The 26,736-nt window shown below is 70.9% G+C and carries 28 protein-coding genes and 2 pseudogenes; 16 read left to right on the plus strand and 14 right to left on the minus strand.

Translation table 11 applies throughout. The annotated features are described in order from the left end of the window. Window positions 1–55 precede the first annotated feature (55 nt). Both ACRWNP_RS13865 and ACRWNP_RS13870 read right to left on the minus strand, forming a co-directional pair. Window positions 56–496, minus strand: coding sequence for a CBS domain-containing protein (locus ACRWNP_RS13865; protein ID WP_431961477.1), 441 nt, complete (start codon window positions 494–496; stop codon window positions 56–58). 14 nt (window positions 497–510) lie between these two features. Continuing rightward, complete coding sequence (locus ACRWNP_RS13870; RefSeq protein WP_431961478.1) at window positions 511–1,191, minus strand: OsmC family protein; 681 nt, start codon at window positions 1,189–1,191, stop codon at window positions 511–513. Window positions 1,192–1,377: 186 nt separating this feature from the next. Here ACRWNP_RS13870 and ACRWNP_RS13875 point away from each other — a divergent pair. The 6 genes and pseudogenes from ACRWNP_RS13875 to ACRWNP_RS13900 all read left to right on the plus strand — a co-directional run. Continuing rightward, window positions 1,378–1,718: pseudogene (locus ACRWNP_RS13875) on the plus strand (CBS domain-containing protein); the annotation flags it as partial. A 211-nt stretch (window positions 1,719–1,929) separates the two neighbouring features. Further along, on the plus strand, window positions 1,930–3,000 hold the full coding sequence (locus ACRWNP_RS13880; protein ID WP_431961479.1) for an alcohol dehydrogenase catalytic domain-containing protein: 1,071 nt from the start codon (window positions 1,930–1,932) through the stop codon (window positions 2,998–3,000). 26 nt (window positions 3,001–3,026) lie between these two features. After that, window positions 3,027–3,689 carry a helix-turn-helix domain-containing protein gene (locus ACRWNP_RS13885; RefSeq protein ID WP_431961480.1) on the plus strand — a complete coding sequence of 221 codons (663 nt, stop codon included), beginning with the start codon at window positions 3,027–3,029 and terminating at the stop codon, window positions 3,687–3,689. A gap of 18 nt (window positions 3,690–3,707) precedes the next feature. Next, a complete protein-coding gene (locus ACRWNP_RS13890) occupies window positions 3,708–3,905 on the plus strand; it encodes a universal stress protein (RefSeq protein WP_431961481.1) in 198 nt (65 codons plus the stop codon). A 184-nt stretch (window positions 3,906–4,089) separates the two neighbouring features. Continuing rightward, complete coding sequence (locus ACRWNP_RS13895; RefSeq protein ID WP_431961549.1) at window positions 4,090–4,554, plus strand: Crp/Fnr family transcriptional regulator; 465 nt, start codon at window positions 4,090–4,092, stop codon at window positions 4,552–4,554. Window positions 4,555–4,581: 27 nt separating this feature from the next. After that, window positions 4,582–5,214, plus strand: a complete 633-nt coding sequence (locus ACRWNP_RS13900; protein WP_431961482.1) for a CBS domain-containing protein — start codon at window positions 4,582–4,584, stop codon at window positions 5,212–5,214. A 56-nt stretch (window positions 5,215–5,270) separates the two neighbouring features. Here the strand turns inward: ACRWNP_RS13900 and ACRWNP_RS13905 are convergent, their stop codons facing one another. Then, window positions 5,271–5,843 carry an Rv1733c family protein gene (locus tag ACRWNP_RS13905; RefSeq protein ID WP_431961483.1) on the minus strand — a complete coding sequence of 191 codons (573 nt, stop codon included), beginning with the start codon at window positions 5,841–5,843 and terminating at the stop codon, window positions 5,271–5,273. A gap of 219 nt (window positions 5,844–6,062) precedes the next feature. Here ACRWNP_RS13905 and ACRWNP_RS13910 point away from each other — a divergent pair, with 219 nt between their 5' ends. Together ACRWNP_RS13910 and ACRWNP_RS13915 are read left to right on the plus strand one after the other, a co-directional pair. Next, window positions 6,063–6,731 carry a helix-turn-helix domain-containing protein gene (locus ACRWNP_RS13910; RefSeq protein ID WP_431961484.1) on the plus strand — a complete coding sequence of 223 codons (669 nt, stop codon included), beginning with the start codon at window positions 6,063–6,065 and terminating at the stop codon, window positions 6,729–6,731. Between the two features lie 113 nt (window positions 6,732–6,844). Next, entirely contained in the window at window positions 6,845–7,546 is a 702-nt protein-coding gene (locus tag ACRWNP_RS13915) for a response regulator (RefSeq protein WP_431961485.1), read from the plus strand. 46 nt (window positions 7,547–7,592) lie between these two features. Here the strand turns inward: ACRWNP_RS13915 and ACRWNP_RS13920 are convergent, their stop codons facing one another. Continuing rightward, window positions 7,593–9,302 (minus strand): GAF domain-containing protein, encoded by a 1,710-nt coding sequence (locus ACRWNP_RS13920; RefSeq protein WP_431961486.1) that lies wholly within the window; start codon window positions 9,300–9,302, stop codon window positions 7,593–7,595. 466 nt (window positions 9,303–9,768) lie between these two features. Here ACRWNP_RS13920 and ACRWNP_RS13925 point away from each other — a divergent pair, with 466 nt between their 5' ends. The 3 genes from ACRWNP_RS13925 (at window position 9,769) to ACRWNP_RS13935 (ending at window position 13,877) form a co-directional block, all read left to right on the plus strand. Then, the gene (locus tag ACRWNP_RS13925; protein ID WP_431961487.1) at window positions 9,769–10,407 is read left to right on the plus strand and encodes a hypothetical protein; all 639 of its coding nucleotides are present in this window, start codon (window positions 9,769–9,771) and stop codon (window positions 10,405–10,407) included. A gap of 203 nt (window positions 10,408–10,610) precedes the next feature. After that, complete coding sequence (locus ACRWNP_RS13930; RefSeq protein ID WP_431961488.1) at window positions 10,611–11,510, plus strand: universal stress protein; 900 nt, start codon at window positions 10,611–10,613, stop codon at window positions 11,508–11,510. 138 nt (window positions 11,511–11,648) lie between these two features. Next, window positions 11,649–13,877: a SpoIIE family protein phosphatase gene (locus tag ACRWNP_RS13935; RefSeq protein WP_431961489.1), complete on the plus strand. Its 2,229-nt coding sequence runs from the start codon at window positions 11,649–11,651 to the stop codon at window positions 13,875–13,877. An 85-nt stretch (window positions 13,878–13,962) separates the two neighbouring features. Here ACRWNP_RS13935 and ACRWNP_RS13940 read toward each other — a convergent pair whose 3' ends face one another. The 5 genes and pseudogenes from ACRWNP_RS13940 to ACRWNP_RS13960 form a co-directional block, all read right to left on the minus strand. Next, window positions 13,963–15,090 (minus strand): ATP-binding protein, encoded by a 1,128-nt coding sequence (locus ACRWNP_RS13940; RefSeq protein ID WP_431961491.1) that lies wholly within the window; start codon window positions 15,088–15,090, stop codon window positions 13,963–13,965. 91 nt (window positions 15,091–15,181) lie between these two features. Beyond that, window positions 15,182–15,370, minus strand: a pseudogene (locus tag ACRWNP_RS13945) (response regulator transcription factor); the annotation flags it as partial. Between the two features lie 601 nt (window positions 15,371–15,971). Then, the gene (locus ACRWNP_RS13950; protein WP_431961492.1) at window positions 15,972–16,787 is read right to left on the minus strand and encodes an SAM-dependent methyltransferase; all 816 of its coding nucleotides are present in this window, start codon (window positions 16,785–16,787) and stop codon (window positions 15,972–15,974) included. Window positions 16,788–16,873: 86 nt separating this feature from the next. Further along, a complete protein-coding gene (locus tag ACRWNP_RS13955) occupies window positions 16,874–17,125 on the minus strand; it encodes a DUF397 domain-containing protein (RefSeq protein ID WP_431961493.1) in 252 nt (83 codons plus the stop codon). Further along, entirely contained in the window at window positions 17,122–17,994 is an 873-nt protein-coding gene (locus tag ACRWNP_RS13960) for a helix-turn-helix domain-containing protein (protein WP_431961494.1), read from the minus strand. The genes ACRWNP_RS13955 and ACRWNP_RS13960 overlap by 4 nt, the downstream gene beginning before the upstream one ends. A 270-nt stretch (window positions 17,995–18,264) precedes the next feature. Between ACRWNP_RS13960 and ACRWNP_RS13965 the strand changes: the two genes are divergently transcribed. Both ACRWNP_RS13965 and ACRWNP_RS13970 read left to right on the plus strand, forming a co-directional pair. Next, window positions 18,265–18,711, plus strand: a complete 447-nt coding sequence (locus ACRWNP_RS13965) for an ATP-binding protein (RefSeq protein WP_431961496.1) — start codon at window positions 18,265–18,267, stop codon at window positions 18,709–18,711. A gap of 107 nt (window positions 18,712–18,818) precedes the next feature. After that, window positions 18,819–19,472, plus strand: coding sequence for a class I SAM-dependent methyltransferase (locus ACRWNP_RS13970; protein ID WP_431961497.1), 654 nt, complete (start codon window positions 18,819–18,821; stop codon window positions 19,470–19,472). Between the two features lie 281 nt (window positions 19,473–19,753). Here ACRWNP_RS13970 and ACRWNP_RS13975 read toward each other — a convergent pair whose 3' ends face one another. Next, window positions 19,754–20,623, minus strand: a complete 870-nt coding sequence (locus ACRWNP_RS13975; RefSeq protein WP_431961498.1) for a helix-turn-helix transcriptional regulator — start codon at window positions 20,621–20,623, stop codon at window positions 19,754–19,756. Window positions 20,624–20,955: 332 nt separating this feature from the next. On the opposite strand from ACRWNP_RS13975, the gene ACRWNP_RS13980 reads away from it, so the two are divergent. Beyond that, window positions 20,956–21,429, plus strand: a complete 474-nt coding sequence (locus ACRWNP_RS13980) for a VOC family protein (RefSeq protein ID WP_431961500.1) — start codon at window positions 20,956–20,958, stop codon at window positions 21,427–21,429. Window positions 21,430–21,499: 70 nt separating this feature from the next. Beyond that, window positions 21,500–22,963, plus strand: a complete 1,464-nt coding sequence (locus ACRWNP_RS13985; RefSeq protein ID WP_431961502.1) for a dihydrolipoyl dehydrogenase family protein — start codon at window positions 21,500–21,502, stop codon at window positions 22,961–22,963. 157 nt (window positions 22,964–23,120) lie between these two features. Here the strand turns inward: ACRWNP_RS13985 and ACRWNP_RS13990 are convergent, their stop codons facing one another. The 4 genes from ACRWNP_RS13990 to ACRWNP_RS14005 form a co-directional block, all read right to left on the minus strand. Next, on the minus strand, window positions 23,121–23,471 hold the full coding sequence (locus tag ACRWNP_RS13990) for a hypothetical protein (protein WP_431961503.1): 351 nt from the start codon (window positions 23,469–23,471) through the stop codon (window positions 23,121–23,123). Between the two features lie 90 nt (window positions 23,472–23,561). Continuing rightward, complete coding sequence (locus ACRWNP_RS13995) at window positions 23,562–23,777, minus strand: hypothetical protein (RefSeq protein ID WP_431961504.1); 216 nt, start codon at window positions 23,775–23,777, stop codon at window positions 23,562–23,564. A 260-nt stretch (window positions 23,778–24,037) separates the two neighbouring features. Beyond that, window positions 24,038–24,457, minus strand: coding sequence for a CoA-binding protein (locus tag ACRWNP_RS14000; RefSeq protein ID WP_431961505.1), 420 nt, complete (start codon window positions 24,455–24,457; stop codon window positions 24,038–24,040). Between the two features lie 184 nt (window positions 24,458–24,641). Further along, window positions 24,642–25,352 (minus strand): class I SAM-dependent DNA methyltransferase, encoded by a 711-nt coding sequence (locus ACRWNP_RS14005; protein ID WP_431961507.1) that lies wholly within the window; start codon window positions 25,350–25,352, stop codon window positions 24,642–24,644. 164 nt (window positions 25,353–25,516) lie between these two features. Here ACRWNP_RS14005 and ACRWNP_RS14010 point away from each other — a divergent pair, with 164 nt between their 5' ends. Beyond that, a complete protein-coding gene (locus ACRWNP_RS14010) occupies window positions 25,517–26,722 on the plus strand; it encodes a hypothetical protein (protein ID WP_431961508.1) in 1,206 nt (401 codons plus the stop codon). Window positions 26,723–26,736: the final 14 nt, after the last annotated feature.

Below are 26,736 nucleotides of genomic sequence, written 5' to 3' on the forward strand. Positions count from 1 at the left end.
CACGTCACGGTATGTACCGGGTCGACAACCCCATCATGGCGGCCCGGTGGAACCATCACCTGGTGATCGCCGCGAGTTCGGTGGCGCCGTCGTCGGGCGGCTCCTTCAGGACCGTCCAGGCCACAGGTCCCAGGAGATCGGCCAGATGCTGGAAGACGTCGAGGAAGAGGTCGTCGACGGTGAGCACCCCCACCAGTCGGTGACCGTCCAGGACCGGCAGACGTCGCACGCCGCAGCGACGGAACGTCCGGTAGGCGTCGGCGATGTCGTCGGTGACGTCCACCGTGGTCACCGGCGCCGACATCAGCTCCGAGACCGGCGTGTCCGGGTCGGCGCCCTGTGCCAGGCAGCGCACCACCAGATCGCGGTCGGTGACGATCCCGAGCAGCCGGCCGGCCTCGGCAACGAGGACGGATCCGACTGCCGCGTCCTCCATGCGCAGCGCTGCCTGCCGCGCGGGGGTCCGGGCAGGCATGGTGATGACCGGTGTGTTCATGAACTGGGAGACCTTCACGGTGTGCTCCCGGTGCCGGTGGTGAGGTCGAAGGTGACCTCGGGCGGTGCCCCCAGGGTGTTGTGGACGGTGCAGTGCCGGGCCACGGCAAGCAGTCCGGCGGCGCGCTCGGGCGGCAGGCCGGGAATCGTCACTCGCAGGCCTACGGTGCCGATGCGGGCGGTGGGGCCGGGCGCCTGGGTGAAGCGGGCGCTGACGTGCAGCTCGTCGCCGGGCAGGTGGTGCCGGTCCAGGTAGCGGCCGGCGTAATGGGCGACGCAGGAGGCGAGGGACGCCACGAACAGTTCCACTGGGGTGGGGCCTTCGTCGGTCCCTTCCGCGGTGAGCGGCTGGTCGGTGTCGATCCGGTGCCCACGTACGACGGTCGCGTAGTGGTCTCCCCTGATGCGGCGCACCTCCAGCGGACCGTCACCGTGCCCGGCCGGTTCGTCTCGTCGCGCTTCCTCCTCCTCGACGGCGCGGGCCTGCGTTGTCAGCAGACCGGCCAGGCTATGTGCCTCGGCGGGCGTCAGGCTCGCCCAGCTTCGCTGTTCACCGAAGCACTCTTGCGGAAGGTCCAGGATGATCCGCCCCGAGCCGACGGGCAGCTCAGCGGGGTCGAACCGGGACACGGTGATCTCGCAGCCGCCTCGGGTGCGGATCGGGGCCGGGCCGGTGGAGAGCCGGTCGTGCAGCATCGCAGCCTCCCTCAGTCGTGCCTTCCTTTTCCAGCAGACCGCCGCAGCCCCGGGCAGCACAGAGGGCGTTGGGCCCCTCCACGGGGCCGGGTGGCCCCATGGCAGCAGGTGCCGGTGCTTCCGAGACCGGTGCGGGAGGGCTTGTCCGTCCTTCGCCGAAGGAGGCGGCCATGAGTGTCAGCGCCGGCGCAGGCGGCGCGGATGATGGCCCTGCACCGCGTGAAGCGGCTGCCCGTGGTCGACGCCGACGGCGCGCCGCAGGGCGTGGTGAGCCGGGGCGACCCGCTCAAGGTGTTCCTCCGCACCGATGAGGACATCGCCCGTGAGGTTCGGGGATCGGGGATCGTCGTGGTCGGGCTCCTCCCCGAGACGTGGCAGTCCGTGGCCATCGGGGGGTGGCCGACGGGATCGTGGCGGTGAGTGGACTGCTCGCCGACCGGTCCCTGGTAGCGGTCGTGGCACGGATGGTGCGCTCCGTGGAGGGTGTCGTCGATGTGCGCTTCGACCCCACCACGAGCCGGGTGTGACGTCTCCTCAGGCGTTGCTTCGTTGGCGGTCGAGCCGCTGATTCCTCCGGTGTCGGTACGCGGATCCGGCATTCCGGCATTCCGGCATCGGTCAGGAGCGGTCGGCGAGCCGGTCGGACCCCGTGACGGGTCCGACCGGCCCAAGCGGCGGTCTGGCGCCGCGCACGAACCTGGCAGCAGGACACGAGTGCACCCGAAGGAGGGGAAGGCCATGAAGGCGTGGGTTTTCCAGGAGCCGGGGCAGGCCCGCTGGCAGGAGGTGCCGGATCCGCGGATCAAGGACGCCGGCGACGCGGTCGTCCGCGTCGACGCCGTCACCATCTGCGGCACCGATCTGCACATCCTCAAGGGAGACGTGCCGGACGTGCGCCCCGGCACCGTGCTGGGGCACGAGGCGGTCGGCGAGGTCGTCGAAACCGGTACCGCTGTCACGACGGTGCGTCCCGGAGACCGCGTCCTGATCTCCTGCATCTGCGGGTGCGGCCGGTGCCGCTTCTGCCGCGAAGGCGCCTACGGGCAGTGCGTGGGCGGTGGAGGCTGGGTGCTGGGGCACCTGATCGACGGAACGCAGGCCGAGTACGTGCGCGTGCCGTTCGCCGACGTCTCCCTCCACCCGCTGCCCGCCTCGGTGAGCAGCCAGGACGCGGTGCTGCTCACCGACATCTTCCCCACGGCCTACGAGGTGGGCGTCCTCAACGGCCACGTGCGGCCCGGCGACGTCGTGGCCGTCGTCGGCGGCGGTCCCATCGGGCTGGCCGCGATCATCACGGCCCGGCTGTACTCCCCCGACCGGATCATCGCGATCGACCTGGCGGAGGCCCGTCTGGACGCGGCCAAGCGCCTTGGGGCCGAGGCCGTCGCCAACGCCGCCGAACAGCCGGAGCGGCTGGTCCACGACCTGACCGATGGACTCGGTGCCGACGTGGTGATCGAGGCGGTGGGCGTTGCGGACAGCTTCGAGCTGTGCACGCGCATCGTCCGGCCGGGCGGCCACCTGGCCAACGTCGGCGTGCACGGCGCGCCGGCCACCCTCCACCTGGAGGACCTGTGGAGCAGGAACGTGACCATCACCACCGGGCTGGTGGACACCTACTCGACCCCGGTCCTGCTACGCATGATGGCAGCCGGACGCCTTCCTGCCGCGTCCTCCCTCGTCACCCACGCCTTCGAACTCCACGACATGGCGGAGGCCTACGACGTATTCGGACGAGCGGCCGACACCGCGGCGCTCAAGGTCGTGCTCGGCGGCCCGCAGCACACCGCGGTGGCCCTCACCGGCTGAGTCTCGGGGAAAGGAGCTGACCGGTCATGACGAATCACTCCACGGCCACCGCGCCGGGGGACCTCGGGCGGCGCATCGCGATGCGCCGTGAGGAGCTGGGGCTGTCCTGGGAGGACGTGGCGGCCCGCACGGGCATCGCTCCGGGCTATCTGCGGTACGTCGAGCAGGATTCCACCGCCGCTCCCGGTATGGCGACGCTGCGCGGGCTGGCCATGGCGCTGGACACCAGCGTGTCCGCCCTCAGCGGCGGCGAGGCCGCTCTGCCGCCCGGCCGCGGGCAGGCGGCGGCCCGCGCGGAACTGGTGGAACTGCGCAGCGAGGAGTGCTGGGACCTGCTGTCCTCGCACGGCGTGGGAAGGCTCGCCCTGCCGATGCCCGAGGGACCGACCGTGCTGCCGGTCAACTACTGCGTCGCGGACGGCACGATCGCCTTCCGCACCTCTGCGGCCGCCACCCCCGCCGAAGCCACCGACACCAAGTGCGCCTTCGAGGTCGACGAGGTGGACGACACCCTGAGCCAGGGCTGGAGCGTCCTGGTCCGCGGCATGGCCCACACCGTCACCGACCCCGCGGCCGTCCGGCGGCTGAACGAGCACGCCTACACCGGGCCGTGGGCCGGCGGGGACCGCGACCTGTGGATCCGCATCACCCCGCAGAGCGTGACGGGCCGCCGCATCGTGGTCGGCTGACACGACGACGACACGCCCATGACCGACACCGGGATCAGCCCACACGAAGGGCTCCACATGCCACACGGGGAGGTCGTCGTGGGAGTGGACGGATCGGATCCCGCCGTGCGCGCCCTGGACCGGGCGGCCGACGAGGCACACCGGCGCGACACCGTCCTGCGGATCGTGTTCGCGCTGCCGTGGCCCGATCCGGGCGAGGTCGGATCCATCGGCTGACCGCACGCTCCGGGCAGGGCCGCGGCGGCAAGGCAAGCCGGTACCGGCCGGGCCCCACAACAGGCCGGTCGGCCCCAGCGCCCGGCCGTCGCCAGAGCACAGGCTGAAGGTGAAGGGCGCCGGACGGCCGCCCGCCAGATCCCCCGCCGCCGCGACACGGCGGGTTGCAGCAGGGAGGGTCATGATGACCACCGCAACCACCACCGGCCTACTGGATGCGCTGCCGCCGCAGGCCCGCGAGCGCCTGAGGCAACTGGGCCGCGAGGTGTCCTTCGCGGCCGGGGCACGCATTTTCGAAGAGGGACAACGCGCCGACCGATTCTGGGTCATCCACACCGGTTCGGTCGCCCTGGACCTGCACGTTCCCGGCCGGCAAGCCGCCGTGGTGGAGACCCTCGGCCACGGCGACCTGCTCGGCTGGTCGTGGCTGTTGCCCCCGTACAGCTGGCATCTGGGTGCCCAGGCGCAGAGCCCGGTGCGGGCGGTGGAGTACGACGCGACGATCGTGCGGGCGCTGTGCGAGGCGGATCCGGTCTTCGGCCGGGCCGTGTCCCGCCGGGTGGCGGAGATCGTCGCTCACCGCCTCCAGCACACCCGTACCCGTCTGCTCGACCTCTACGGGCCTGCCGGCAGCACAACCGACCGCTGAGACGGGCACGTGCCCCGAGGAGGACCCATGCATGGCAGCCCGCACATCGTGTCCGATGTGATGACCGAGGCCGTCGTCGCCGTCGGCCGGAACGCCTCGTTCAAGGAGATCGTCACGACGATGGAGCACTGGAAGGTCAGCGCCCTGCCCGTTCTGGAGGGTGAGGGCCGGGTGGTCGGTGTGGTGTCCGAGGCGGACCTGCTGCCCAAGGAGGAGTACCGCGACAGTGCCCCTTCCCGCGGCGAGCAGATGCGGCGGCTGGCGGATCTGGGCAAGGCGGGCGCCACCACCGCCGACGAGCTGATGAGCGCGCCTGCCGTGTGCGTGCACGCCGACGCCACGTTGGCTCAGGCGGCACGGGCCATGGCCTTTCGGCACGTGAAACGGCTGCCGGTCATCGACGGGGAGGGGATGCTGTGCGGGATCGTCAGCCGGGGCGACCTGCTGAAGGTCTTCCTGCGCCCGGACGAGGAGATCGCCGAGGAGGTGGACCGCGAGATCGTCGCCTACCTGTTCCCCGGTGAGCCTTCGGCGGTGCGGGCCCGCGTCGAAGAAGGCGTCGTCCACTTCTCCGGCAGGCCGGGGGACCCGTCGCTGATGCCGGTGGCGTCCCGGTTCGCCCGCGCGGTGGAGGGCGTCGTCGACGCCGTCTGGGACTGAGACGCAGTCTGGGACTGAATCGCCGAGCGCCGGGCCCTTCTACGGCGCGCGTGCTGTCAGGCCCTCCGGTGGGCCCATACAGGCTCGACCTCGGCCCACTCCCGGTCCCACGCCTGCGCGCGATGGCGGTGGACGCGGACCCGGACGGCCCAGCGGCCCGCGAGGACCAGCCCGCAGGCACCGATGGCGGCGAAGACGCCGAACACCTGGCCCTGCATCTGGGCCTGCACCGGGGTGAGCGGCGGTTCCCGAAGCTCGTCGTCGCTGTCCACCCAGACACCTGTGGTGGAGCCGGCCTGGGTGTTCGGGTCCACCCGGGCGCTGCCGGTGTGCTCGGCTCCACCGGGCGCGGTCCACCTCACGCTGGCATGCACCTTGCCGGTGGAGGCGGTGTAGTCGTTTTCCACCGCGTCGGCGGCCTTCTCGGTCACGACAGCCGTCACCTGGCGCAATCCCTGACTCTGGCGGAGCGCGTCGTCTTCCACGGCGACAGCCGTCACGGCACCGGCCGCCGGGCCGCCGACGGCGATCAGCACCGCGGTTGCCACTCCCGTCCATGCCTCCGCGACATCCGTTCCGCGTCGCAGCGGATTGCGCCTCCAGCGCCAGAACCTCACCGAGTCACCCATGGCCGTTTCCCCCTTTCCCTGTGGTGACGGTCGCACGGGGCCAGGCCGCGAAGCAGGGGCCGAAAAGACCGTCCGGGTGGGCCGGGCAGGCCGTTCTCGCCCGCCCGTGGGACCGATCGGCCCTGGTGCGGACACCGCAATGGGGGCACGCTCAACAAAGGGGGAGCTTCCTGGATCTCTGATCTCTGTCCAGGGCCTCGCGACAAGGAGGTGAGCGGCATGGCATCGAATCCGTTTCCGGCCGCCCCGGGTGACCTGGGGCGGCGCGTGGCCAAGCGGCGCGACGAACTCGGGCTGACCCGTGAGGAGGTCGCGGCCCGGTCCGGGATGGCCACCAGTTATCTGCGGTTCATCGAGGAGCAGTCCACCGCGGCTCCCGGCCTGGGCACGCTGGGGACCCTCGCCGCCGCGCTGGACACGACGGTCGTGGCGCTCAGCGGAGGCGAGGCCGACCTTCCACCCGGCCGCCTCGGTCGCGCCTCGTCGCACGCACGACTGCTGGAGCTGAGTCCCGAGGAGTGCTGGGCGCACCTGAACCGTCATGGCGTGGGCCGGGTCGCGGTGACCACTCCCGGCCGCGAGGCCATCCTGCCGATGAACTACAGCGTGATCGACCGGTCCGTCGTCTTCAGGACCGCACCGGACTCGGGCCCCGCCGAGGTCGTCGGGACCGAAGTCGTCTTCGAGGTGGACCACGTGGACGAGGCCCTCAGCCAGGGCTGGAGCGTCCTGGTCCGCGGCCGCGCCCACCGGGTCGAGGACCCGGAGACCCTGCACCACCTCGCGAAACGCGTGTACAGCGGGCCGTGGCCGGGGGACGACGACCGCAGCATGTGGGTGCGGATCGATGTCGAAGCAATCAGCGGACGCCGCATCGACGTCCCCTGACCTGCCCGCTCCGTCACCGATGGGTCCGTTCGGCCCTGGCGTGCGGGGGGCTTGTGGGCGACGATCGCAGGGTCATGGGACCACAGCACAGCGAGACAGGGCAGGGGGCCGGCATGACCGGTGCAGGGCAGTTCTCACCGCAGACGCCGATCCGGGTGTTCCTGGTCGACGACCACGAGGTGGTGCGGCGGGGCGTGCACGACCTGCTCGACGCCGAGCCGGACATCGAGGTCGTCGGGGACGCCGGCACCGTGGACCACGCACTGGCCCGCGGGCCCGCCCTGCGGCCCCACGTGGCGATCCTGGACGTGCGCCTCCCGGACGGCGACGGCATCAGCATCTGCCGTGAACTACGCTCGCGCATGCCGCAACTGGCCTGCCTGATGCTCACGTCCTTCGACGACGACGACGCCCTGCTGGACGCCATCATGGCCGGCGCCGCCGGCTACGTGCTGAAACAGATCAAGGGCTCCGACCTGGTCTCCGCGGTCCGGACGGTGGCCTCGGGCCAGTCCATGCTCGACCCCGCCACCACCGCCCGGCTCATGAGCAGTCTGCGACAGCAGGACGAACCGCCCGAACCGCACGACCAGGCACTGGCCGCACTCACCCCCCGCGAGCGGGAGATCCTGGAACTCATCGGCGAGGGACTGACCAACCGGGAGATCGGCAAACGGCTGTTCCTGTCCGAGAAGACCGTCAAGAACCACATCTCCCGAATGCTGTCCAAACTCGGCGTCGAGCGCCGCATCCAGGCCGCCGTGCTCGCCACACAGCACCAGCCCTCCGGCGGGGACGCCGGCTCCCACAGCTGAGACCGCGCCACACGGCCCCCGCCGCCGGGACGACCGGCCCCTCCGTCTACCGGCTCACGGGTACGCGCCATTCCAGTCGGGTACCACCGGAGGCCCGCGCCTGAGCGGTGAATGTCCCGCCGAGCTTCTCCGCCCGTTGGGCGAGGTTGGCCAGGCCGCTGCGCCGGCCGCCTTCGGGCAGTCCCACGCCGTCGTCGGTCACGGTCAGGGTCAGGGTTCCGGAGCCGACCACCAGAGCCACCTCGGCTGAGCCTGCGTGGGCGTGCCGGGCGACGTTGGACAGTGCCTCGCCGAGTACCGCGACGGCCTCGTCGGCCACGGAGGCGGGTACGTCGGTGTCGATGAGGCCCTCCATGCGCAGCGCGGGGGTGAACCCGAGGGCGGGCACGGCCTCCTCGACCACCTTGGCGGTGCGCACCCGCAGACCCTGCCGGGCCGGGCCCATGTCATGGGCGCGCAGCCCGAAGATCGTCGAGCGGATGATCTTGATGGTCTCGTCCAGGTCGTCCACCGCGCGCAACAGTCGTTCGCTCGCCTGTGGGTGGTCCACGAATCGTGCCGCGCTCTGCAGGGTCATGCCGGTGGCGAACAGCCGCTGGATGGCCAGATCGTGCAGGTCCCGGGCGATGCGGTCGCGGTCCTCGAGCTGGGCCAGCTGCTCCGCTCCGCGGCGCCGCTCGGCCAGTTCCATGGCGAGTGCGGCCGATCCGGCGAACGCCAGCAGGAGCGCTGTCTCGGTGTCGGCGAACTGCGGCCCGCCCTGGGCGCGGGCCAGCAGCAGTGCGCCGCGCACCCCCTGGGGGGTGCTCATCGGGACGGCCACCGCGGGACCGAGCCCGGCGAACCGGGGCGGGCCCGCGGTAATGCGCGGATCGTGTGCGACGTCCGGGCTGGTGATCGGTTCCCTGGCCTCCATGGCGGCACCCGCGAACGATCCCTCGCGGGGCAGAGTGAGGCCACGGTGCATGTCCGCGTCGGTGCCGGTGGCGATCGCCACCTTGATGTCCGTCGTCCCGTCGACCGGGCGGGCCACCACGCCGAGGTCCGCGCTCGTGATGCCGCGGGCGTGCTCGACGATCAGCTCCAGGACGCGCGACTCCTCGACCCCCGACAGCAAACTCGCAGTGATCTCCGCGTTCGCCTCCAGCCATCGCTGCCGGGACCGGGCCTCCTGGTAGAGGCGTGCGTTGTCGATGGCCACGCCGGCGGCGACGGCGAGGGTGGACAGCACGGTCTCGTCCTCGTCGTCGAACTCCTTGCTGCCGCGTTTCTCGGTCAGGTACAGGTTGCCGAAGATCTCATCGCGGACCCGGATCGGCACTCCGAGGAACGAGTGCATCGGGGGATGGTTGGCGGGGAAGCCGTACGAGGCCGGGTGCTGGGAGAGTTCCTCCAGGCGCAGCGGTTCCGGGTGCCGGATGAGTTCACCGAGGATGCCGTGCCCGGATGGCAGGGGGCCGATCGCCTCGGCCTGCTCGTCCGACACGCCGACCGTCAGGAACTGGGCGAGTTTCGCGTCGTCGCCGATCACCCCGAGGGCTCCGTACTCGGCGTCCACGAGTGCGACCGCCGCCTCCACGATCCGGCGCAGCACGTGCGGTAGGTCCAGTTCCCTGCCGACGGACAGGACCGCCTCCAGCAGGCTGTGCACCCGGTCCCGGGTGCCGCGCACCGCGTCGATGCGCACCTGCAACTCGTCCAGGAGTTCGTCGAGCCTCAGCCGGGGCAGGCGCTCGGCGCCCTCGCTGCCTTCCATCCCCACGGATCCTCCATCCGGCGCAGCAGCAGCTCTGACCAGCTTCAACATAGCGGGATCCGGACCGCCTCGAACGCTCTCCGCCGCCATTCGGCCAGATGACGGTAGCCGGACGCTCCCGTCGCTTCGCCTGCGCCGGACCCGGGGGCGGGCCGGGGCCCGGTCACCGTCGACTCGATGTCCCGCTTCCACAAGTTGGGCGCGGGCCACGTACATCGCGCTGGGCGTCCGTTCCTCCTGCTCGCCACGCAGGTACCGGATCCGGCGTCGACCGCTCGTTCACGCGAGCAGCCCCGCGCCATGGCCGGTACGCCCCCTGATGCGCCAACCGACCGCCGTAGCAGGGACGTTCGGCCCCCTACGGGTGGGCCTTCGGCCCACGGCGGGGCACCTCATCTCGCGGGACAGTGAGCACGAAACGAATCCACCACGTTCACGCCTCCACGGATCGGAAGGAATCGGCACCATGGCCATCCAAGGACACCCCCAGCGGCACACCGGCTTCCGCCTCCCCGCACGGCGCAAGGCCGCCGTCACAGGCACCGCCCCGTCCGGCGAGGCTGCCGCCACGGCCGCCACGTCCGCCACCTCCGCCCGCGCGTACGTCTTCGCGGTCCTGCGCGTCCTGACCGGTTTCGTCTTCCTGTGGGCCTTCCTCGACAAGGCCTTCGGCCTGGGCTACGCCACCGGTTCCGGCAAGGGCTGGATCGACGGCGGCTCGCCGACCAAGGGCTTCCTCAGCGGCGTCGCGGCCGGCCCGATGCGGTCCGCCTTCCACGACTGGGCGGGCGCCGGGTGGGCGGACTGGCTGTTCATGCTCGGGCTGCTCGGCATCGGCGTCGCCGTCCTGAGCGGTGTGGCCCTGCGGGTCTCCGCCCTGGCCGGGACCGTGATGATGGCCCTGATGTGGGTCGCCGAGTGGCCCCCGGCCCGGCACCTGGCCGACGGATCGCCCAGCATGTCGACCAACCCGTTCGCCGACTACCACCTGATCTACGCGGTCGTGCTGGTCGCCCTCGCCGCCGCCTCCGCCGGCACCACCTGGGGCCTGGGCCGCGTCTGGGCCCGGCTGCCCCTGGTCCGTGACCACGCCTGGCTCCGCTGACACCCATCGCACCGGCACCACCGCGTCGTCAGCACCCCGCCTCTGCCGGACCTCACCGAGTCGTCGCCGCCCGGTCGGCGGGATGGGCCGACCGGGCCCCTGCGGGGACCTGCGGCCCATCCCGCCGGCCGGGCCATCGAGGAACACTGAGAGCAGAGGCCAACCACCTGCCTCGCCCCGACTCCCGCAAGGAGGTCATCGCCATGGTGCGTTGTGTCCTCGCCGGTGTGGACGGTTCCCCCGAGAGCCTGGCGGCCGCCGACTGGGCGGCCAGGGAGGCTGCTCTGCGTGGTCTGCCCCTGCGGCTGCTGCACGCCTGGGAGTGGCAGGCGTACGCCAACGCACCGCTTGCCGGGCCGGTCGCCATGCGCGCCTGGGCCGCTGCTGTCCCCAGGGATGCGGCCACCGCCCTGCGCGAGCGGTACCCGCAGTTGGAGATCACCTCCGAGGAGATCGCCGGGCAGCCGGTGGCGGTCCTCGCGGCCGCCGCCGGCCAGGCCGAGGTGATGGCGCTCGGCTCCCGGGGCCTGCACGGCATCACCGGCTTCCTCGTCGGCTCCGTGGCGCTGGCGGTCATCGCCGCCGTGCACCGCCCGGTCGTCCTGGTCAGGGCCGGGAAAACAGCCGCGCACGAGCACCTGCCGGACGCCGACGGGCGGGCATCGGTCGCCACGGCGTACCGGGATGTCGTCCTCGGCCTCGACCTGGACCGGCCCCACGAAGACTTGCTCGCCTTCGCCTTCGACGCCGCCACGGATCGGGCTGCCCGCCTGCAGGTCGTCCACGGCTGGACCCTGCCGCCGAACGTGCACGGCTCCGGCGTGGTCCTGCCGGATCTGATCAAGGCGGCGACGTCGGAACGCGACGCGGCGCTCACCGAGGCCCTGCGCCCGTGGCTGCTGAAGTACCCCGAGGTGGACGTCCACGCCCACCAGGTCATCGGCCGGGCGGCGGACCACTTGGTGAACGCCTCCGCCGACGCCTGCCTGGTCGTGGTCGGCCGCCGCATCCGCCGCTCGGCCATCGGCAGCCACATCGGTCCGGTCACGCACGCGGTCCTGCATCACAGCGCCGCGCCGGTGGCCGTCGTCGCTCACCCCTGACCCGACCCGTTCACCGCCCAGGCTGCCAGGAGTGGAACTGAAAATGACGCAGTACGCCACGCAACCCAGGTCGTGCCGCTGTGGTGATCATCATTTTGGCCGACCGGGTGACAGTCGTCGCTTGGAACGGGGGCACGGATGAGCGGCATCGCGGGACAGAACACTGAGGGCAGCAGCGCTCGCTCGGCACATCCCTCGGCGAACGCCGAGGCCCTGGACAAGTTGCTGGTGGCTGCCATCCGCCAGGCGGTGGTCGAGTTCGACGCGGTGGCCGGGATCGCCTACCTACTCGAGGACGACGGCGAGTGGCTGAGCGCCGCGGTGATCGGCGGTACGCCGCCGGCCGTCTTCAATATGCCAGAGCGCATGCCGCTGCATGGGCCGCGGGCCTCAGCGCTGGCGTGCCGGACCGGAAGGACGACCGCCATCGGAGAACCGGGCGTTCGTCCGGACGACGTGGGCCCCGTCCGGGCACCGTACGCAGTGGTGGCCGTACCCCTGGCCGACCCGGACCACCGGTACGGGGCGCTGGCGGTCAGCCGGATCCCCTGGAGGGACGGCGTTCTCAGCGAAGACCAGCGTAAGAGGCTGCGGGAAGTGGGCGAGAACTTGACGCGCGAGCTGGCAGTCCTGGCTGCAGGCGGAACGGCGATACGGCCGGGGAGGCAACCGCTGATCTTCCCTGTGTTCAAGCCACGCAGCCCCCTTACCGAACCTGCGACCCGGTGGGGACTGCCCGATGTACCCGGCTCGGCCGGCCTGAGCTGGATCTACCAAGTCCTCAGGCTGGCCGACGAACTGAACTCGGTGGTGACCCCGCACGGAGTCGTGGAAGCCGCCCGGTCACGAATGATGGGCACTCTCGGTGCGCAGAGTCTCATCGTGACGGTCGTCGCCGACGGCAGGCTGTGGGTCGTCGGACACTCCGGCCCGGTCTCGGAAGCGGTCAGGCAGCTCCACGGATCCAGCGCTGTCAGGAACAGGGCTACTCCTGTGGCCGACGTCCTGCGCGGCTCCGACCCGTACTTCTTCCCACAGCGTGCTGACCTGCTCACGGCCTACCCCGACGCGCAGAACGACGGCAATCAGGCGTGGGCACACCTGCCCATGCGGGCGAGCGGGCACCCGGTCGGTGTCTGCTCCCTCGGGTGGGCAGAGCACCGGCGTTTCGGTGCGGAAGCACAGGCAGTGATGATGATGATGGCCGATTCGCTCGGCCAGGCATTGGAACGGGCTCTCCTGAGCGAAGGCGAGCACGCTCTCGCCGAGAGCCTGCAAAGGCGGCTGCTGCCCCGCGCCCTGTCCGACCTGCCGGAGGTGGTCACCACCGCTCGTTACCTGCCCGCTCCCTCCGGAAACAGCGGCGGGGACTGGTACGACGTGGTCGCCCTGCCGTCCGGAGGCATCGGGCTGGTCATCGGTGACGTCGAGGGCCACTCCATCGAAAGCTCCGTGGTCATGGGGCAGATGCGCAGCGCAGTACTCGCGTACGTCAGCGAGGGCCACCGCCCGGAAGCGGTGCTGACACGCGCCGGCACCATGCTCACTCAGTTGGAGAGCGAGCTGCTGGCCACGTGTTGTGTCGTCTATCTGGATCCGGCCGACGAGACGGCCGAGGTGGCCCTGGCCGGTCACCCGGCGCCGCTGATCCGTGGTCCAGACGGCACTATCGAAACGCTTGACACACTCATCGGCGTTCCCCTGGGCGTGCCGTCACCCGTGCCCTATCAGGCCTTTGAGGCGACCCTCTCAGCGGGGACGGTGCTTTTTCTGTACACCGACGGCCTCAGCAAGGCACACGGGCCTGACGCGGTCACCAGTGCGGGCAGGATGCTCGCCTCCGCCGGCCGCAAGGGCGCCGAACACTGCCTGGAGGACCTTGCGGACCGTCTCACGTCCATGGTGCCCTCTCCCCCTGAACGCAGAGACGATGTCGCCCTCCTCCTCGCCCTCTGCGCCGGCACAGGACCACAGCACCGGGCCAACCGGATGGAGATCCAGCGGCACGATCTGCACGGCGTCAAAGCCGCCCGCGAGTTCGTCAGAGACTGCCTGAGGAGCTGGCATCTGGAAGCGATGACGGACGACCTGGAACTCATGGCGTCGGAAGTCGTGACGAACGCCCTGACTCATGCCGACAGTTACGTCGAGCTGCGGCTGCGTCTGCAGCCGGATCGGATCCGCCTCGAGGTCCGTGATAGCGACGTGACACCACCGCTTCCCTCCTCCCTCTCAGCTCGCGAGGAGGAGAACGCTCAGGCAGAACACGGCCGCGGCCTGATCATCGTGGACGCTCTCGGCGAGTGGGGAAGTTCGCCCAGCGGCCGCGGCAAAGTGGTCTGGTGCGAAATCGCCCTTCCCCGTTGAATCCTGGACACGCGGGCGCAGGCCGTTGTCCTCACGGCCGGCGCCGCTCACTGGGGTGCGTCAGTGACTTCTCGCACTGCCTGGCTCACTGATCAGACGTCCTGTCGATGAGATGGGCCAGTGCTGCGGGCAGTTCCACGGCGATACGGAGCCCGCCGTCCGGGCGCGGGATGATGGTGAGGGTGCCGTCGTGCACCTCGGTGATCCGCTTGACGATGGCGAGCCCGAGGCCGACCCCCGAGTGGTCGCTGTGCGTGCGCTCGGTGGCGCGTTGGAACGGTTCGGTGAGCGTCGCGACCACCTGCGGAGGGAGCTTCTCGCCGGTGTTCTCGACCGTGAGCAGCACGCTCTCGACGCCCACGCCGGTCTCGACCCGCACGGAGCCCTTGTCGGGCAGGTTGTGGACGATCGCGTTGTGCACGAGGTTCGTCGTCAGCTGCAGCAGCAGCGCCGGCGAACCGAAGCCCGTGGCGATGTCACCGGAGGTCTCCAGGGCGACACCGCGCTTCTCGGCGAGCGGGAGCAGCGTCTCGGCGGCCTCGTCCACGAGAAGCGACAGATCGACCGGCTCCCGGGTGAAGGACCGCTGTTCGGCCCGGCTGAGCACGAGGAGCGCCTCTGTGAGGTCGATGGCCCGGGTGTTGACGGTGTGCAGTCGGTCGAGAAGCTCGCTGAGATCCTGCGTCGGATCGTTGCGCGCCACGTCGAGGAGCGCCTGGGAGATGGCCAGCGGCGTACGCAGCTCGTGGGAGGCGTTGGCCGCGAATCTCCGCTGCTCCTCGAGGTGCGCCCCGAGCCGACCGAGCATCGTGTCGAAGGCGTCGGCGAGTTCACGGAACTCGTCCTTGCGTCCCGGCAGCCTGATCCGGTGGGACAGCGAGCCCTTCGTGGCCAGGCGGGTGGCATCCGTGATGCGGGTCAGGGGGGCGAGCATCCGGCCGGCGAGCAACCAGCCTCCGACGAGGCCGAAGAACAGCAGGAACACCATGACCGACGCCGCCTTGGGGGCGAACTCGTGCAGGAGGCGGGATCGGATAGGGAAGACACCGCTGAGGGCGCCGGGGTCCTGGTTCGTGAGCATCGCGCGCTCGGGGACGTACGCCAGGAGGAACATCCAGACCGCCGCGAGCAGCAGAGTGCCCGCCACCATGAGGAAGCCCGCATAGCTGAGGGTGAGCTTGATCCGGACACTGAACCCGGGCTGCCTATCCACAGTCGCCTCCTCCGGGCTGGATGTCGATGCGGTACCCGGCACCGGGCACGGCGGTGATCAACCAGGGCCCGTCCAGCCGCCTGCGCAGCGCCGAGACCGCGCCCCCGCTGGGTCCGGAGATGTCCCGGTCCAGGACGGCGCTGTCGTACGCGCTGACGCTCAGCAGCTCCAGAGCGGTGTCGCCGTCGCCCTCGATATCCGCCGCGATTACTTCGAGGCGCAGCCCGTCACGGATGGCCTTCGCCCTATACGGCTCGTCCTCGACGATCAGCACTCGCATGGTTCGAGGCTACGAGCCGCCACATATCGTGGGCATATCGAAAACCGCCTACGCACCCGCGCTCCAGGGCGCGGGCCTCAGGCCCCGCGTACCCGCAACACCGCTTTCTTTGACTTCGGGGCGTGAACCGCCGTGGACCCGTCACCGCTCGTACATCGGCCCGCTCGGTCCGCATGTCCTGCCGTACTCGAACGATCGCCGCCCTTGCCGTCATCGGCGCGACAGTCGGTGCGGTCCAGGCGCTTGCGCCCCGACTCGGCACGGGGCAGCGGCGGCCGCGCCCGGAGCACGTACCGGTGGACGGCACGCTCGCCGGGTGCGACCGGTCGGCGCTCGCTGAGGCGGCCCGGGCGGAAGTTCTTCTCGGTCGCCCGGTCCCGGCTTGCCGCGGGCTCGTGCTCCTCCAGGCTCGCGACGGCGGCGGGAATGGGCGCGGATCCGCTCAACCGTCCCGTGGACTGGCAAGGTCACCTCATGCCCCTTCGCGGCCGGTCGGCTGCCATTACGAAGTGCGATGTGATCGTGGCGGATGCGTCCGGTGGGTGGTGGGCGCGATGGGCCCGTCCAGGGTGGCTCACGCGCCCACCAAGAGGGGCCCGGCCTACGGCTTGATGCCGACTCCGGTCCAGAGGCTGACCTCGGCGTCCGTGGCCGCGGTGCCGGCGTTGTCAGCATCGGGCCGCCAGCGGTGGCCCACGGTGATGCCGGGGTCGAGGAGGTCGAGTCCGGTGAAGAAGCGGGCGACGTCCTTCTGGGAACGGAACTGCACCGGGGTTCCCGCATTGGTGTAGATGGCGGTGACCTTCTCCCAGGTGGGCGGGTCGAAGTCGGGTGTGCAGTGGCTGAGCGCCAGGGCGCTTCCCGAAGGCAGGGCGTCCAGCAGGCGCGCCACGATTCCGTAGGGGTCCTGGGCGTCGGTGACGAAGTGCATGAGCGCGTTCATGGACAGGGCCACGGGCCGGCTCAGGTCCAGGACCTCGGACAGTTCGGGGGCCTCCAGGAGCGCGGCCGGCTCGTTGATGTCCGCCTCAATGTAAGTGGTGCGCCCTTGCGGCATGCTGCGCATCAGGCGTTCGGCGTACTTCAGGACAAGCGGGTCGTTGTCCGCGTACACCACCCTGGCCTCGGGAACGACGGCCTGGGCCACCTGGTGCAGGTTCGGTTCGGTGGGGATGCCGGTGCCGATGTCGAGCCACTGGCGGATGCCGTGTTCCTGCGCGAGGACCCGGGTCGCCCGGTGCATGAAGGCCCGGTTCTCCCGTGCACACGTGAAGATGCCGGGGTAGACGGACGCCACGGTCTCCGCCGCCTGCTTGTCGACGTCGAAGTGGTCCTTTCCGCCCAGGTAGTAGTCGTACATGCGGGCGGAATGCGGCCTGCTGGTGTCGATGTCCCGCGCGGCGTGGGAGTTGCTCATCCTGTCCCCTTGTCGTGGTGTGCGTTGTGGTGCCGGGCAGGTCGCCGCCGGGGGCCGGCTCGGATCCTTCCCGCTCGTGACGTGGTTCAGCCCGCCGTCAGGTGATCGGCGAGGCCCCTCTTGACACCCGCGATGAACGCGGTGATCTCTTCCGGCGTGTAGATCAGCGCGGGACCGGCCGGATCCGTCGACTGGCGCAGCGCCACGCGGCCGTCGGGAAGTTGCTTGGTCTCCACGCACTGCCCGCCGTTGGGACCGCTCCAGGGGCATTCCCAGCCCTGGTCGCCGAGGTCCGTCGCGGGCATCCCGTTGTAGACGGGGGCGTCGCTGGTGGTCATGAGTACTCCTTGCGCATGCGGTTCAGGAGGGCCTTGCTGTCCGCGGAGGAGGTCAGCAGGGACATCCGGTTGTGCGCCTCGAGGTGAGCTGCGACATCGGAGCGTTGATCGAGGTACATGGAGGCGGACAGGATCTCGCTGTAGACGATGTCGGGAAGCTCCGGTTCCTCGAAGCGGAAGTAGGTGAAGGGGGCGCACGCCCCGACGTGGGCGCCGGTGGCGAACGGAACGATGTCGAGGCTGACGTGGGGCAGGTCCGACGCCTCAAGGAGCCGGTCGATCTGCTCGCGCATCACTGCCGGGCCGCCGACGGCGCGGTGCAGGACGGCCTCCTCCATCACCACCCACAGCGTGGGTGCGTCGGGCCGTTCCAGCAGGCTCTGCCGGCGCAGTCGCAGATGGACGCGTCGTTCCAGGTCGTCCTCACTGTCGTGAGGGAAGCCGGCGCGCAGGAGCGCACGCGCGTATCCGTGCGTCTGCAGCAGCCCCGTGACGTAGTGCGGTTCGTAGGTGCGCAGGGTCTTGGCGCCGGTCTCCAGGCTCACATAGGCGGTGAACCAGGACGGCAGTACGTCGCGGTACGCATGCCACCACCCGGGTTCGTTGGCCCGCTCGGCCATGGCGATGAACTCGTCGATCTCACCCCGCCGGGCCCCGTAGGTCTCCAGCAGCTTCTCGACGTAGAGGATCCTCAGGCCGACCTCTGCCTTTTCCAGCCGGCGGATGGTCAAGGGCTTCACACGCAGGGCCTTGGCGGCGTCCTCCAGCGAAACCCCCGCGCCGCGCCGCAGTTCCTGGAGCCGCTTGCCCAGGATCATGCGGAGAACGGTGGGTGCGCTGGTGCCGGCGCCCGGGCGTGCCTCGCTCACGGCCTACCTCCTGACGAGCAGTCATCAGAGCGATGATGACAGTGACTTGCTGCGTACGCCAGACGGAGCGAGTCATCCTGAAATTATCAGGCGGCCGGTTGCGACATGAACACGCCTACGAGCATAGTTACTTCCCGAGCGATCCAGGCCGAGCAGCGGGTGTGGCCCAACGGGAGCCGGGTTCGTTGAGTTGGCGTGCCCTGGCGATCGGGGGTCGCGAGTCCGCCACACCACCTTCACCGTGCACGTCTCCCATGGAAGGCGACCCTCGTGGCCCCCCACACGACCCCCTCCGCCCGGTCCCTGGACACCTCGCCCCCACACAGGGGCCACTGGCTGGATCTTCCGGCGGAGCGGACCAGTGTCCAGGCCGCCCGTCACGCGATGACCGAACGCCTTACCCGGTGGGGGGTATCCGGCGAGCCGCGCGCCGACGCCATACTGATCCTCTCCGAGCTGGCCACCAACGCCGTCGTTCACGCGCTCAGCACGCGGATCCTGTGCGGCGTCATGCTCGGCATGGACCAGCGCCTGCATATCGAGGTACACGACCACGACCGTAGGCAGATCAATCTGCCCCCGCGCCCCCCGGGCCCCGAGGACGAGAACGGCCGAGGCCTCCTGCTCGTACGGCAGCTCGCGGACAAGTGGGGAGTCGCCCGCTCCACGCGCACCGGGGGCAACGCGGTGTGGGCCACCTTGCTCGCCTTTCGCTGAGCTCGCGGACGCACCACGCCGCCGACCGCCGATGGCCCGGTCGGCCACCTCTCGCGCAACACCGGGCGCGACGCGACCGGTCAGTTGCCTGGTCTAGGGTCGCCCGCATGGCTGAGCCCTTGTTTCTGACCGCGGTGCGCGAGTCGTACGACACGGTCGCCGCCGATTACGTCGAACGCGTCCCTCCTCCCGCCGCGATGGACCCGTTGTCACGCGCGATGCTGGCGGGGTTTGCCGAACTGGTGCGAACGGCCGCTCTGGGGCCGGTCGCGGACCTGGGATGCGGCCCCGGCCGCGTGACGGCGCACCTGGCCGGGCTGGGAGTGTCCGCCTTCGGCGTCGACCTGTCGCCGAAGATGATCGGACTGGCCCGGCGTGCCTATCCGGACCTGCGGTTCACCGAGGGCTCGATGACCGCGCTGGAGACGAGGGACGACGAGCTCGGCGGCATCCTGGCCTGGTACTCCACACATCACACGCCCCCGCGGTGGCTGCCGGATGTGTTCGCCGAGTTCCACCGCACGCTCGCGCCCGGCGGCTACCTGCTGTGGGGAGACTATGTCGGCAATGAACGGCTGCAGCCGACCCACGGCTATGGCCGTCCGGTGTCCTACGAGTCCTACCTCCTGCCACTGGACCGTATGGTCGGCCTGCTGGGGCAGGCCGGATTCGTCGTCACGGCGAGACTGGAACAGGAGCCCGGCGGACGCGTGAACAGACCGCACGCCTGCCTCCTGGCCCGCAAGCCCGAAACGCCCTGACGGGGCTCGTTCCCGGGGTGAGGCCGCCCGCGCCTCCGACGGCGGCTCAGGCCGCGGGTCTGAGCGGGCGGCCGCCCCAGCGCATGCCCTTATCGCTCGGACACGGGCGCGTTCCCGGCGCTGCGCGGCCAGGACGCCTGGATGGCGTGCGTTCCGGCCGCGCCAGTCACGTGATGATGCAGCGCGAGGGTCCGCACTGCCCTGACGCACGATCCGCCGCGGCTTCTCCCCCTCCTGGTCAGCCGTTGGACCTGACCGGTTGCGCCATCCCGCCGCGCGCTCTAGGTGTCGGGGTTGCCGATCCGGCCGGCGAGGGCGCGCAGGGCCGCGGAGGACCGCGAACCGGGTTCGGCTGTGCTCACGAACAACCACTGGTCCGGGTCGCCTGGAAATACAAGAGTCTCGTAGTTCAGGGTGATTTCGCCGAGCAAGGGATGCCGATAACGTCGGGTGCCGTGGGAAAACTCCTCCACGTCGTGCGCGTCCCACCACCGGCTGAAGTCCGCGTCGGCCGCAGACAGCTGATCGACCAGCTCGGTCAGTTGCCGGTCGTTCGGATGTCGACCCGCATACAGGTGCAAACCCGTGACGACCATGCGGGCGGCCATGTCCCAGTCGATGAACAGTTCACGCGCCACAGGGTCGAGAAACACAAATCGCGCCAAATTACGCTCGCGCGCCGGCATGGCCTCGAAATCGGCCACGAATAGCTCGCGCGCCATCGCGTTGAGGGCAAGGACGTCCATGCGGCCGTCCAGGATCATGGCAGGGGTGTCCCGAAGAACCTCCAGCAGTGCGTACGCCCCCGAACGCACTCGCCGCGGATGGACAGGCCTGCTCGCTCTGGCCGCGGACTTCGGCCTGGCCAGGGCGAACAGATGCGCTCGCTCGACATCGTCCAGTCGCAGAGCGCGCGCGACGGCCTCCAGCACCGCTTCGGAGGCATTGGCCACCCGTCCTCGTTCCAATCGGATGTAGTAGTCCGCGCTCAGTCCGGCCGAGAGGGCCACCTCCTCGCGGCGCAGTCCCGGAACGCGGCGACTTGCTCCCGGCGTGACCCCGGCCTGCTCGGGAGCCACCCGGGCGCGCCGCGAGCGCAGAAAATCGCTCAGTTCCTTGTTGTCACCCGAAGCGGACGATGCCTTGACCATATTTCGAGGTTAGTCCGCGGCGCGGCATCCCGGCAAACGACGCCCGATGCAATGAAAAGCCCCCCATGAACAAGCGGCCGAAGTGGACGGGTGGACGCTTTTCGATAATCCCGGCGGCCAAGAAACGCCGAATTCCGCAGCGCCTCCATGAGCCTATCGCTGCCACCAGCCGCCCACACCGGCCACCGGCGCTCAGCGATGGGGCTGGGGGGACCTGCCAGTACCTGGACCAGTGGGCCCTGGCCGAGCCAGGCCTGCTGGACCGCTCCCGGGCGCCCTCCCGGCTGTTTCTCTGGAATGGCACACCGACGTCAAGAAGCAAGGAAATCCCCATGGATCTGAAACTCGAAATGATCGTGCTGCCCGTCTCCGACATCGACCGGGCCAAGGCCTTCTACGAGAAGGCCGGATTCCGCCTGGACGTCGACTACACGGCCAACGAGGACTTCCGGGTCGTCCACTTCACGCCGCCCGGCTCCGAGTGTTCGATCATCTTCGGCCAGGGGATGACACCCATCGCACCCGGCTCGGTCCAGGGCCTGTACCTGATCGTCTCCGACATCGAGCAGGCCCACGCGGAGCTCACCGGTCGCGGCATCGAGGTCAGCGAGATCTTCCACGACGCGAACGGCCGCCTCTACCACGGCCACGAGGGCGGGGACGTCACCCACCATGGCCCCGGACAGGAGCGGCTGGCCGGCCTGCACCCCGAGCGGGCTTCCTACGGCTCCTTCCTCACCTTCAGCGACCCGGACGGCAACGGCTGGGTGCTCCAGGAGGTCTCGCAGCGCCTCCCCGGCCGCTGACCCGCAAGCCGCCGTCCGCAGGCCGCGAAGGGGCGACACCGCCGGAGTGTCCGGCCGAGTCAGGGAAGCGATGAGGAACGAAACAGTGAGGAAGGCAGCAGTGACGAACGAGACAACCACCACCTATGACGTGATCGTCATCGGCGGGGGGCCGGTCGGCGAGAACGTGGCCGACCGCGCCCGCGCCGCAGGGCTCAGCACCGTGATCGTGGAGCGCGAACTCCTCGGCGGCGAGTGCTCGTTCTGGGCCTGCGACCCGAGCAAGGCGCTGCTGCGGCCGGTGGTGGCACGGGCCGACGCGAGCCGCATACCCGGGCTGAACCCGGCGGTGGCCGGCCCGCTGGACGTCGAGGCGGTCCTCGCGCACCGAGACAAGATGTCCTCGTACTGGAAGGACGAGGACCAGGTCGACTGGCTGAACTCGGTGTCCGTCGACCTCATACGCGGCCACGGCCGCCTCACCGGCCCCAAGCAGGTGGCCGTGCGCAGCGCCGAGGGCGACACCATCGCCCTGACCGCCCGGCACGCCGTCGCCGTCTCGACCGGCACCCGCGCCGCCCTGCCGCCCATCCCCGGACTCGACGCCGTCCGCCCCTGGACCAGCCGAGAGGCCACCAGCGCCGGCAAGGTGCCCGGCCGCCTCGCCGTCGTCGGCGGCGGTGTGGTCGCCGTCGAGATGGCCACCGCCTGGCAGGCCCTCGGCTCCCAGGTCACGATGCTCGTCCTCGAGAACGGACTCCTCGAACGGATGGAACCGTTCGCCGGCGAACTGGTCACCGACGGACTACGCGAAACCGGAGTGGACATCCGCTTCAACACCACCGTCACTTCCCTGGCCCGCGAGGACGGCGAGGTGCGGATCGCTCTCTCCGACGGCGGGCAACTGGCGGCGGACGAGATCCTGCTGGCGACCGGCCGCGCCCCGCAGACCCGCGACGTCGGCCTGGAGACCGTCGGTCTCACCCCCGGCGACTGGCTGACCGTCGACGACACCTTCCGTGTCACCGGCGTCGACGGCGGCTGGCTCTACGCCGTCGGCGACGTCAACCGCCGCGCCCTGATGACGCATCAGGGCAAGTACCAGGCCCGCATCGCCGGCGCCGTCATCGGCGCCCGCGCCAAGGGAGAAGACATCGACGACGCCCCCTGGGGGGCGCATGTCGCCACCGCCGACCACGCGGCCGTCCCCCAGGTCGTCTTCACCACCCCAGAGGTCGCCTCCGTCGGCCTGACCAGCCGCGAGGCCGAGCGGAGCGGGCGCCGCGTCGAGGTCGTCGACTACGACCTCGCCCGCGTCGCCGGCGCGCACCAGTACGGCGAGGGCTACCGCGGCCGGGCCCGCATGCTCGTCGACACCGACCGCGACACCGTGGTGGGCGTCACCTTCGCCGGCCCCGGCGTCGGGGAACTGGTGCACTCGGCCACCCTCGCGGTCGCCGGCGAGATCCCCATCGGCCGGCTCTGGCACGCCGTCCCCGCCTTCCCCACTCTCGGTGAAGTCTGGCTGCGGCTGCTGGAGACCCACCGCGGCTGAGGACGCCCCGACCGCAGGGCCGGTTCGGCCTGCTGGTGGCGCCGTGGGGGCCGCGTGGTTGCGAAGCCCGCGGCCCCCACTGGTGTTTCCGTACTCGTCGCCCGGCCCGCACCGTGGACCTGACTCGCCCCGGAAGCGAGCCGTGCGGTACGCCGGGTCACGCGCCGTAGAAGACGAACGCTCCCCGCACCGCCGCGCCGGGGAACACGGGCCGCCGGTACCCTTCGCCGGTCGCCGGCAGGCGATGTCGCCGGCGGACGTCGGGGGTCGACGGGTCGGGGACGAGGTCCTCATCCGGCGTGCCCGCGGTGCGGTGGGCCAGGGCGAGGGCGGCATGGCTCAGGCGGTCGGCGTCGAGGGTGCGGGTGGGTGACTCCAGGCGGGTGCAGGCCCAGTCGACCAGGTCGGCGGAGGTCAGGGCGGCCATTCGGCGTTGTGCGCGGGACAGCACGTCGGCGACGACACCGGCGTCCCAGGCCGGTTCCGCGGTCAGTGCCTCGTGGAACATGGACATCATCTTCCCGAGCACGTGCCCGGAGGACACCGGGCGCTGCAGGAATCGGAGCCGGTGCTGCCGGGCGAAGGGTCGCCGGGCCGCCTACTGAGCCGCCTGGTACGCGTCCCAGAGCGGCCGCGCGACGCTGCAGTCGCGGGCGGATCCCTCCCGGCACGTGGGGCACGAGGTGGCGTGGTCGAGCCATGCGCGGTAGGCCGCCTGGACCGCCTGGTTCACCTGGGTCACGCGGGCCCGGACGACGGCACCGGGCCCCGAGCCGGTCTCCAGCCAGCGCTCCGTGAACCCGGACTCCTCCATGGCCAAAAGACTCCTCAACCCCGCCGGATCCCACATCCGGCAGCCCGCCCCAACAGCAGACCCCCAATCTATCGAGCCGCCACGCATCGCGACCCGAACTGCCGAATCAACTGCACGTCTCCGACAACCCGACCGTGGAGCCGGGCCCCCGCCAACCGAGACCGACGCCGACGGCTCGTGCCACCGGCGGGGCGACGGGTGGCGGTACCTGTCACTGCTGCTGCCCGTCCCGGCCCTGGCGCGGTGGCTGCCGGGAAACGTCAGGCCAGCCCCAGACGGGGTATCTCCCGTCCTGGGGAGCGGTCCATCACCATCAACAGGCCGGCGTCCCGCGTCCTGGCGTAGGCGGCCTCGTCAACGACGCCCAGCTGGAACCAGACCGCCTTGGCACCGATCGCCACGGCCCGGTCGGCGATGGCTCCGGCGAGGGCGGAGTTCACGAACACGTCCACCACATCCACCGCGAAAGGGATCTCCGCCAGGGACGCGTAGCCCTGCTCACCGTGGACCGTCTCGGCCTTCGGGTGCACGGGCACCACTTTCTTGCCGATGCGCCGCAGCTTCTCGGCCACGCGGTACGCGGCCCGTTCGGGGTTGTCGGACAGGCCCACCACGGCCCACGTGTCTCCGGCGGTGGTGAGTATCCGCCGTATCGTCGCGTCATCGCCGTAAGTCGTCATGCCCGGCACCGCCGCGGGCGGGTCAGTTCCGCGCCTCTTGCCGCCAACAGCGTGATCACCGGGAGGGCCGGGGCCTTGGGCTTCGTCTGCCGCATGGAACGACCCTACCGGCCTCGAATACTGTATGCAATACATCCGCAGGCTCACCGCACCGACGCGTTCGGCGTCGGCAGGGGCCCCGTCGTCACACCTTGCGCGCCAGGACCAGACGGGAGCAGGGGGCACCGTCCGGACGGCGGCCGAAGCCGGGCAAGACGACGGTCCCCACGGCGAAGCCCGCCGCGGTCAGCCCGGCGCGTACGGCACGGAGCGGGAACGTGCGGTAGTACATGACGAACGGCGGCCGCCAGACCGCGTTCCGTATCCGCATCGCCGCGTCGAACCCGGCGGGCACCCAGTACCGCCGGGAGCCGATGCGGGGCGGCGCGAACACCGGGAAAGCGAAGAGCCCGCCGGGCCGCAGGGCGCGGTGCACCCCGCCGAACAGGGCCGGCCGGTCGGCGGCCAGGAAGTGCCCGAAGGCGCCGAAGCTGACGGCCAGGTCGAACTCCGCGGCGAAGGGCGGTGTCCGCGCGTCCGCGCGTATCCACTCCGCGTCCGGGTGGGCACGGCGCGCCTCGGCGAGCATCCCGGCGCTGAAGTCCACTCCCGCGACCCGGCCCCCGCACAACGGTCGCAGCACGCGCAGGCCCGCTCCCGTACCGCAGCACACGTCCAGCCCGTCGCCGAAGGGGCCGAACGCGCGCAGGGCGGCTGCGGTCGCGTCGAGGACGCGGTCGGAGGTACGGAACGGCGTGTGGTCGAACCGCGGGGCGAGCAGGTCGTAGCCCCGCTCGACAGAGGACAGGGCCTGGACGGCCAGCTCGCGCAGCGAGGGCCCATGGGGTGAGAACACCGCTCCAGAGTAGGGCCGTTGGGTCAGGGCAGCGGAGGGCTGTGCCGGATCGCACGACGGCACGGCCGCCCGGCTGCGCCAACTCCCCGGCCACGGGCCGCGGAAGCCGGCAAGGGCCTGCTGCTGTGGGATGGGCGTGCCTTCGGCACCGGTAGCATCCGTACGTGCGAAACATCGAGATGTCGGTGCCACACGCAGGTCAGGTGGACGCCGCCGCCCTGCGCGAGGTGAACGCCGACGACCTCGCCCGGTACGCGGCCGACCCGGCACACCCCTGGTGGCGGCGCAAGGCCTGCGTGCTCGCCCTGGCCGGGCGGGTGCCGCAGCGCCGTGTCGCCGATTTGATCGCACGCGTCCGCGACCCTGGCGACGTGGGTCAGGTTCGCATCGCGCTGCTGGACGTTCTCACAGACCGGGCGGAACTCCTGCCCTGGTTGAGGCACGAGGACCGGCAGCACGAACGCTCCTACGGTGTGCCCGAGGCGCTCCTCAAGGCGCGTGGCATGCTCGGCGACCGATCCGCCGCTCGTGAACTGGCGACGCTCGCGGCCTCTGCCTGGCGGCATCGGCGGGCGGTCGGCGAGGCCGGACTGGACGCCCTCGTGACCCGGTACGGGGTCGAGACGGTCCTGGCCGACCTCGGCGACACACGGCCCGAGGACCGTGGCTTCCACGTCCGGGCGCGGCATCGCGCCGGCCATGACGTGACCGATGCGCTGGCGGACCCCGATCGCGGCGTCGCGTACCTGGCCCAATCGCTGTTGTCGGACCCGGACCGGCTCCGCCGCTACCTCGCCGAGGCGCCGACGACCGACGCGAAGCTCTGGGCCGCATACGCGCTGCATCGCCTCACGAGCGACACCGCGGAGACCCTGGCGGTCTACGAGACCCTGGGACGCCCCCGGGTCGAGGTGACGGGTCTCGACGACGAACTGCGCAGCGCGATCCTGCATGAGTACGCGAGCGGCTGCGAACGGCACAGTGATCCCCGGTGGCGCATCGAGGCCCTGTGCACCGAGCCACCCACCCGCCCCGATCAGGACGAGCAACTCTCCCGGGCAACGGCCGCGCTGACTGCGGCGGGCCTCACGCCAAAGCCTCCCGTCTCCTGCGGCGAGCACAACCGGCAGGGCGGTGGAACCTACCACGTGATCGAGATCGGCGACAGCGAGCTTTTCGTCAGCACGCTCGGACGGTTCGTCACCGGGGACGTCGGCAACCTTGCCGCGCGTCATGCCCTCGAATCGGCCGGCTTCCGCTGGATCGACGAGACGACCGGCGGGATCCGAGTCACCGACCTCTGCGTCTACTACTTCGGCAATCGCGCGGCCCTCACCGTCGACACGCTGCTGTTCTACTGGCAGGACTAGGCAATTTGCCGCGT

This window comes from Actinacidiphila sp. bgisy160 (assembly GCF_965342435.1).
Taxonomy (GTDB): domain Bacteria; phylum Actinomycetota; class Actinomycetes; order Streptomycetales; family Streptomycetaceae; genus Actinacidiphila.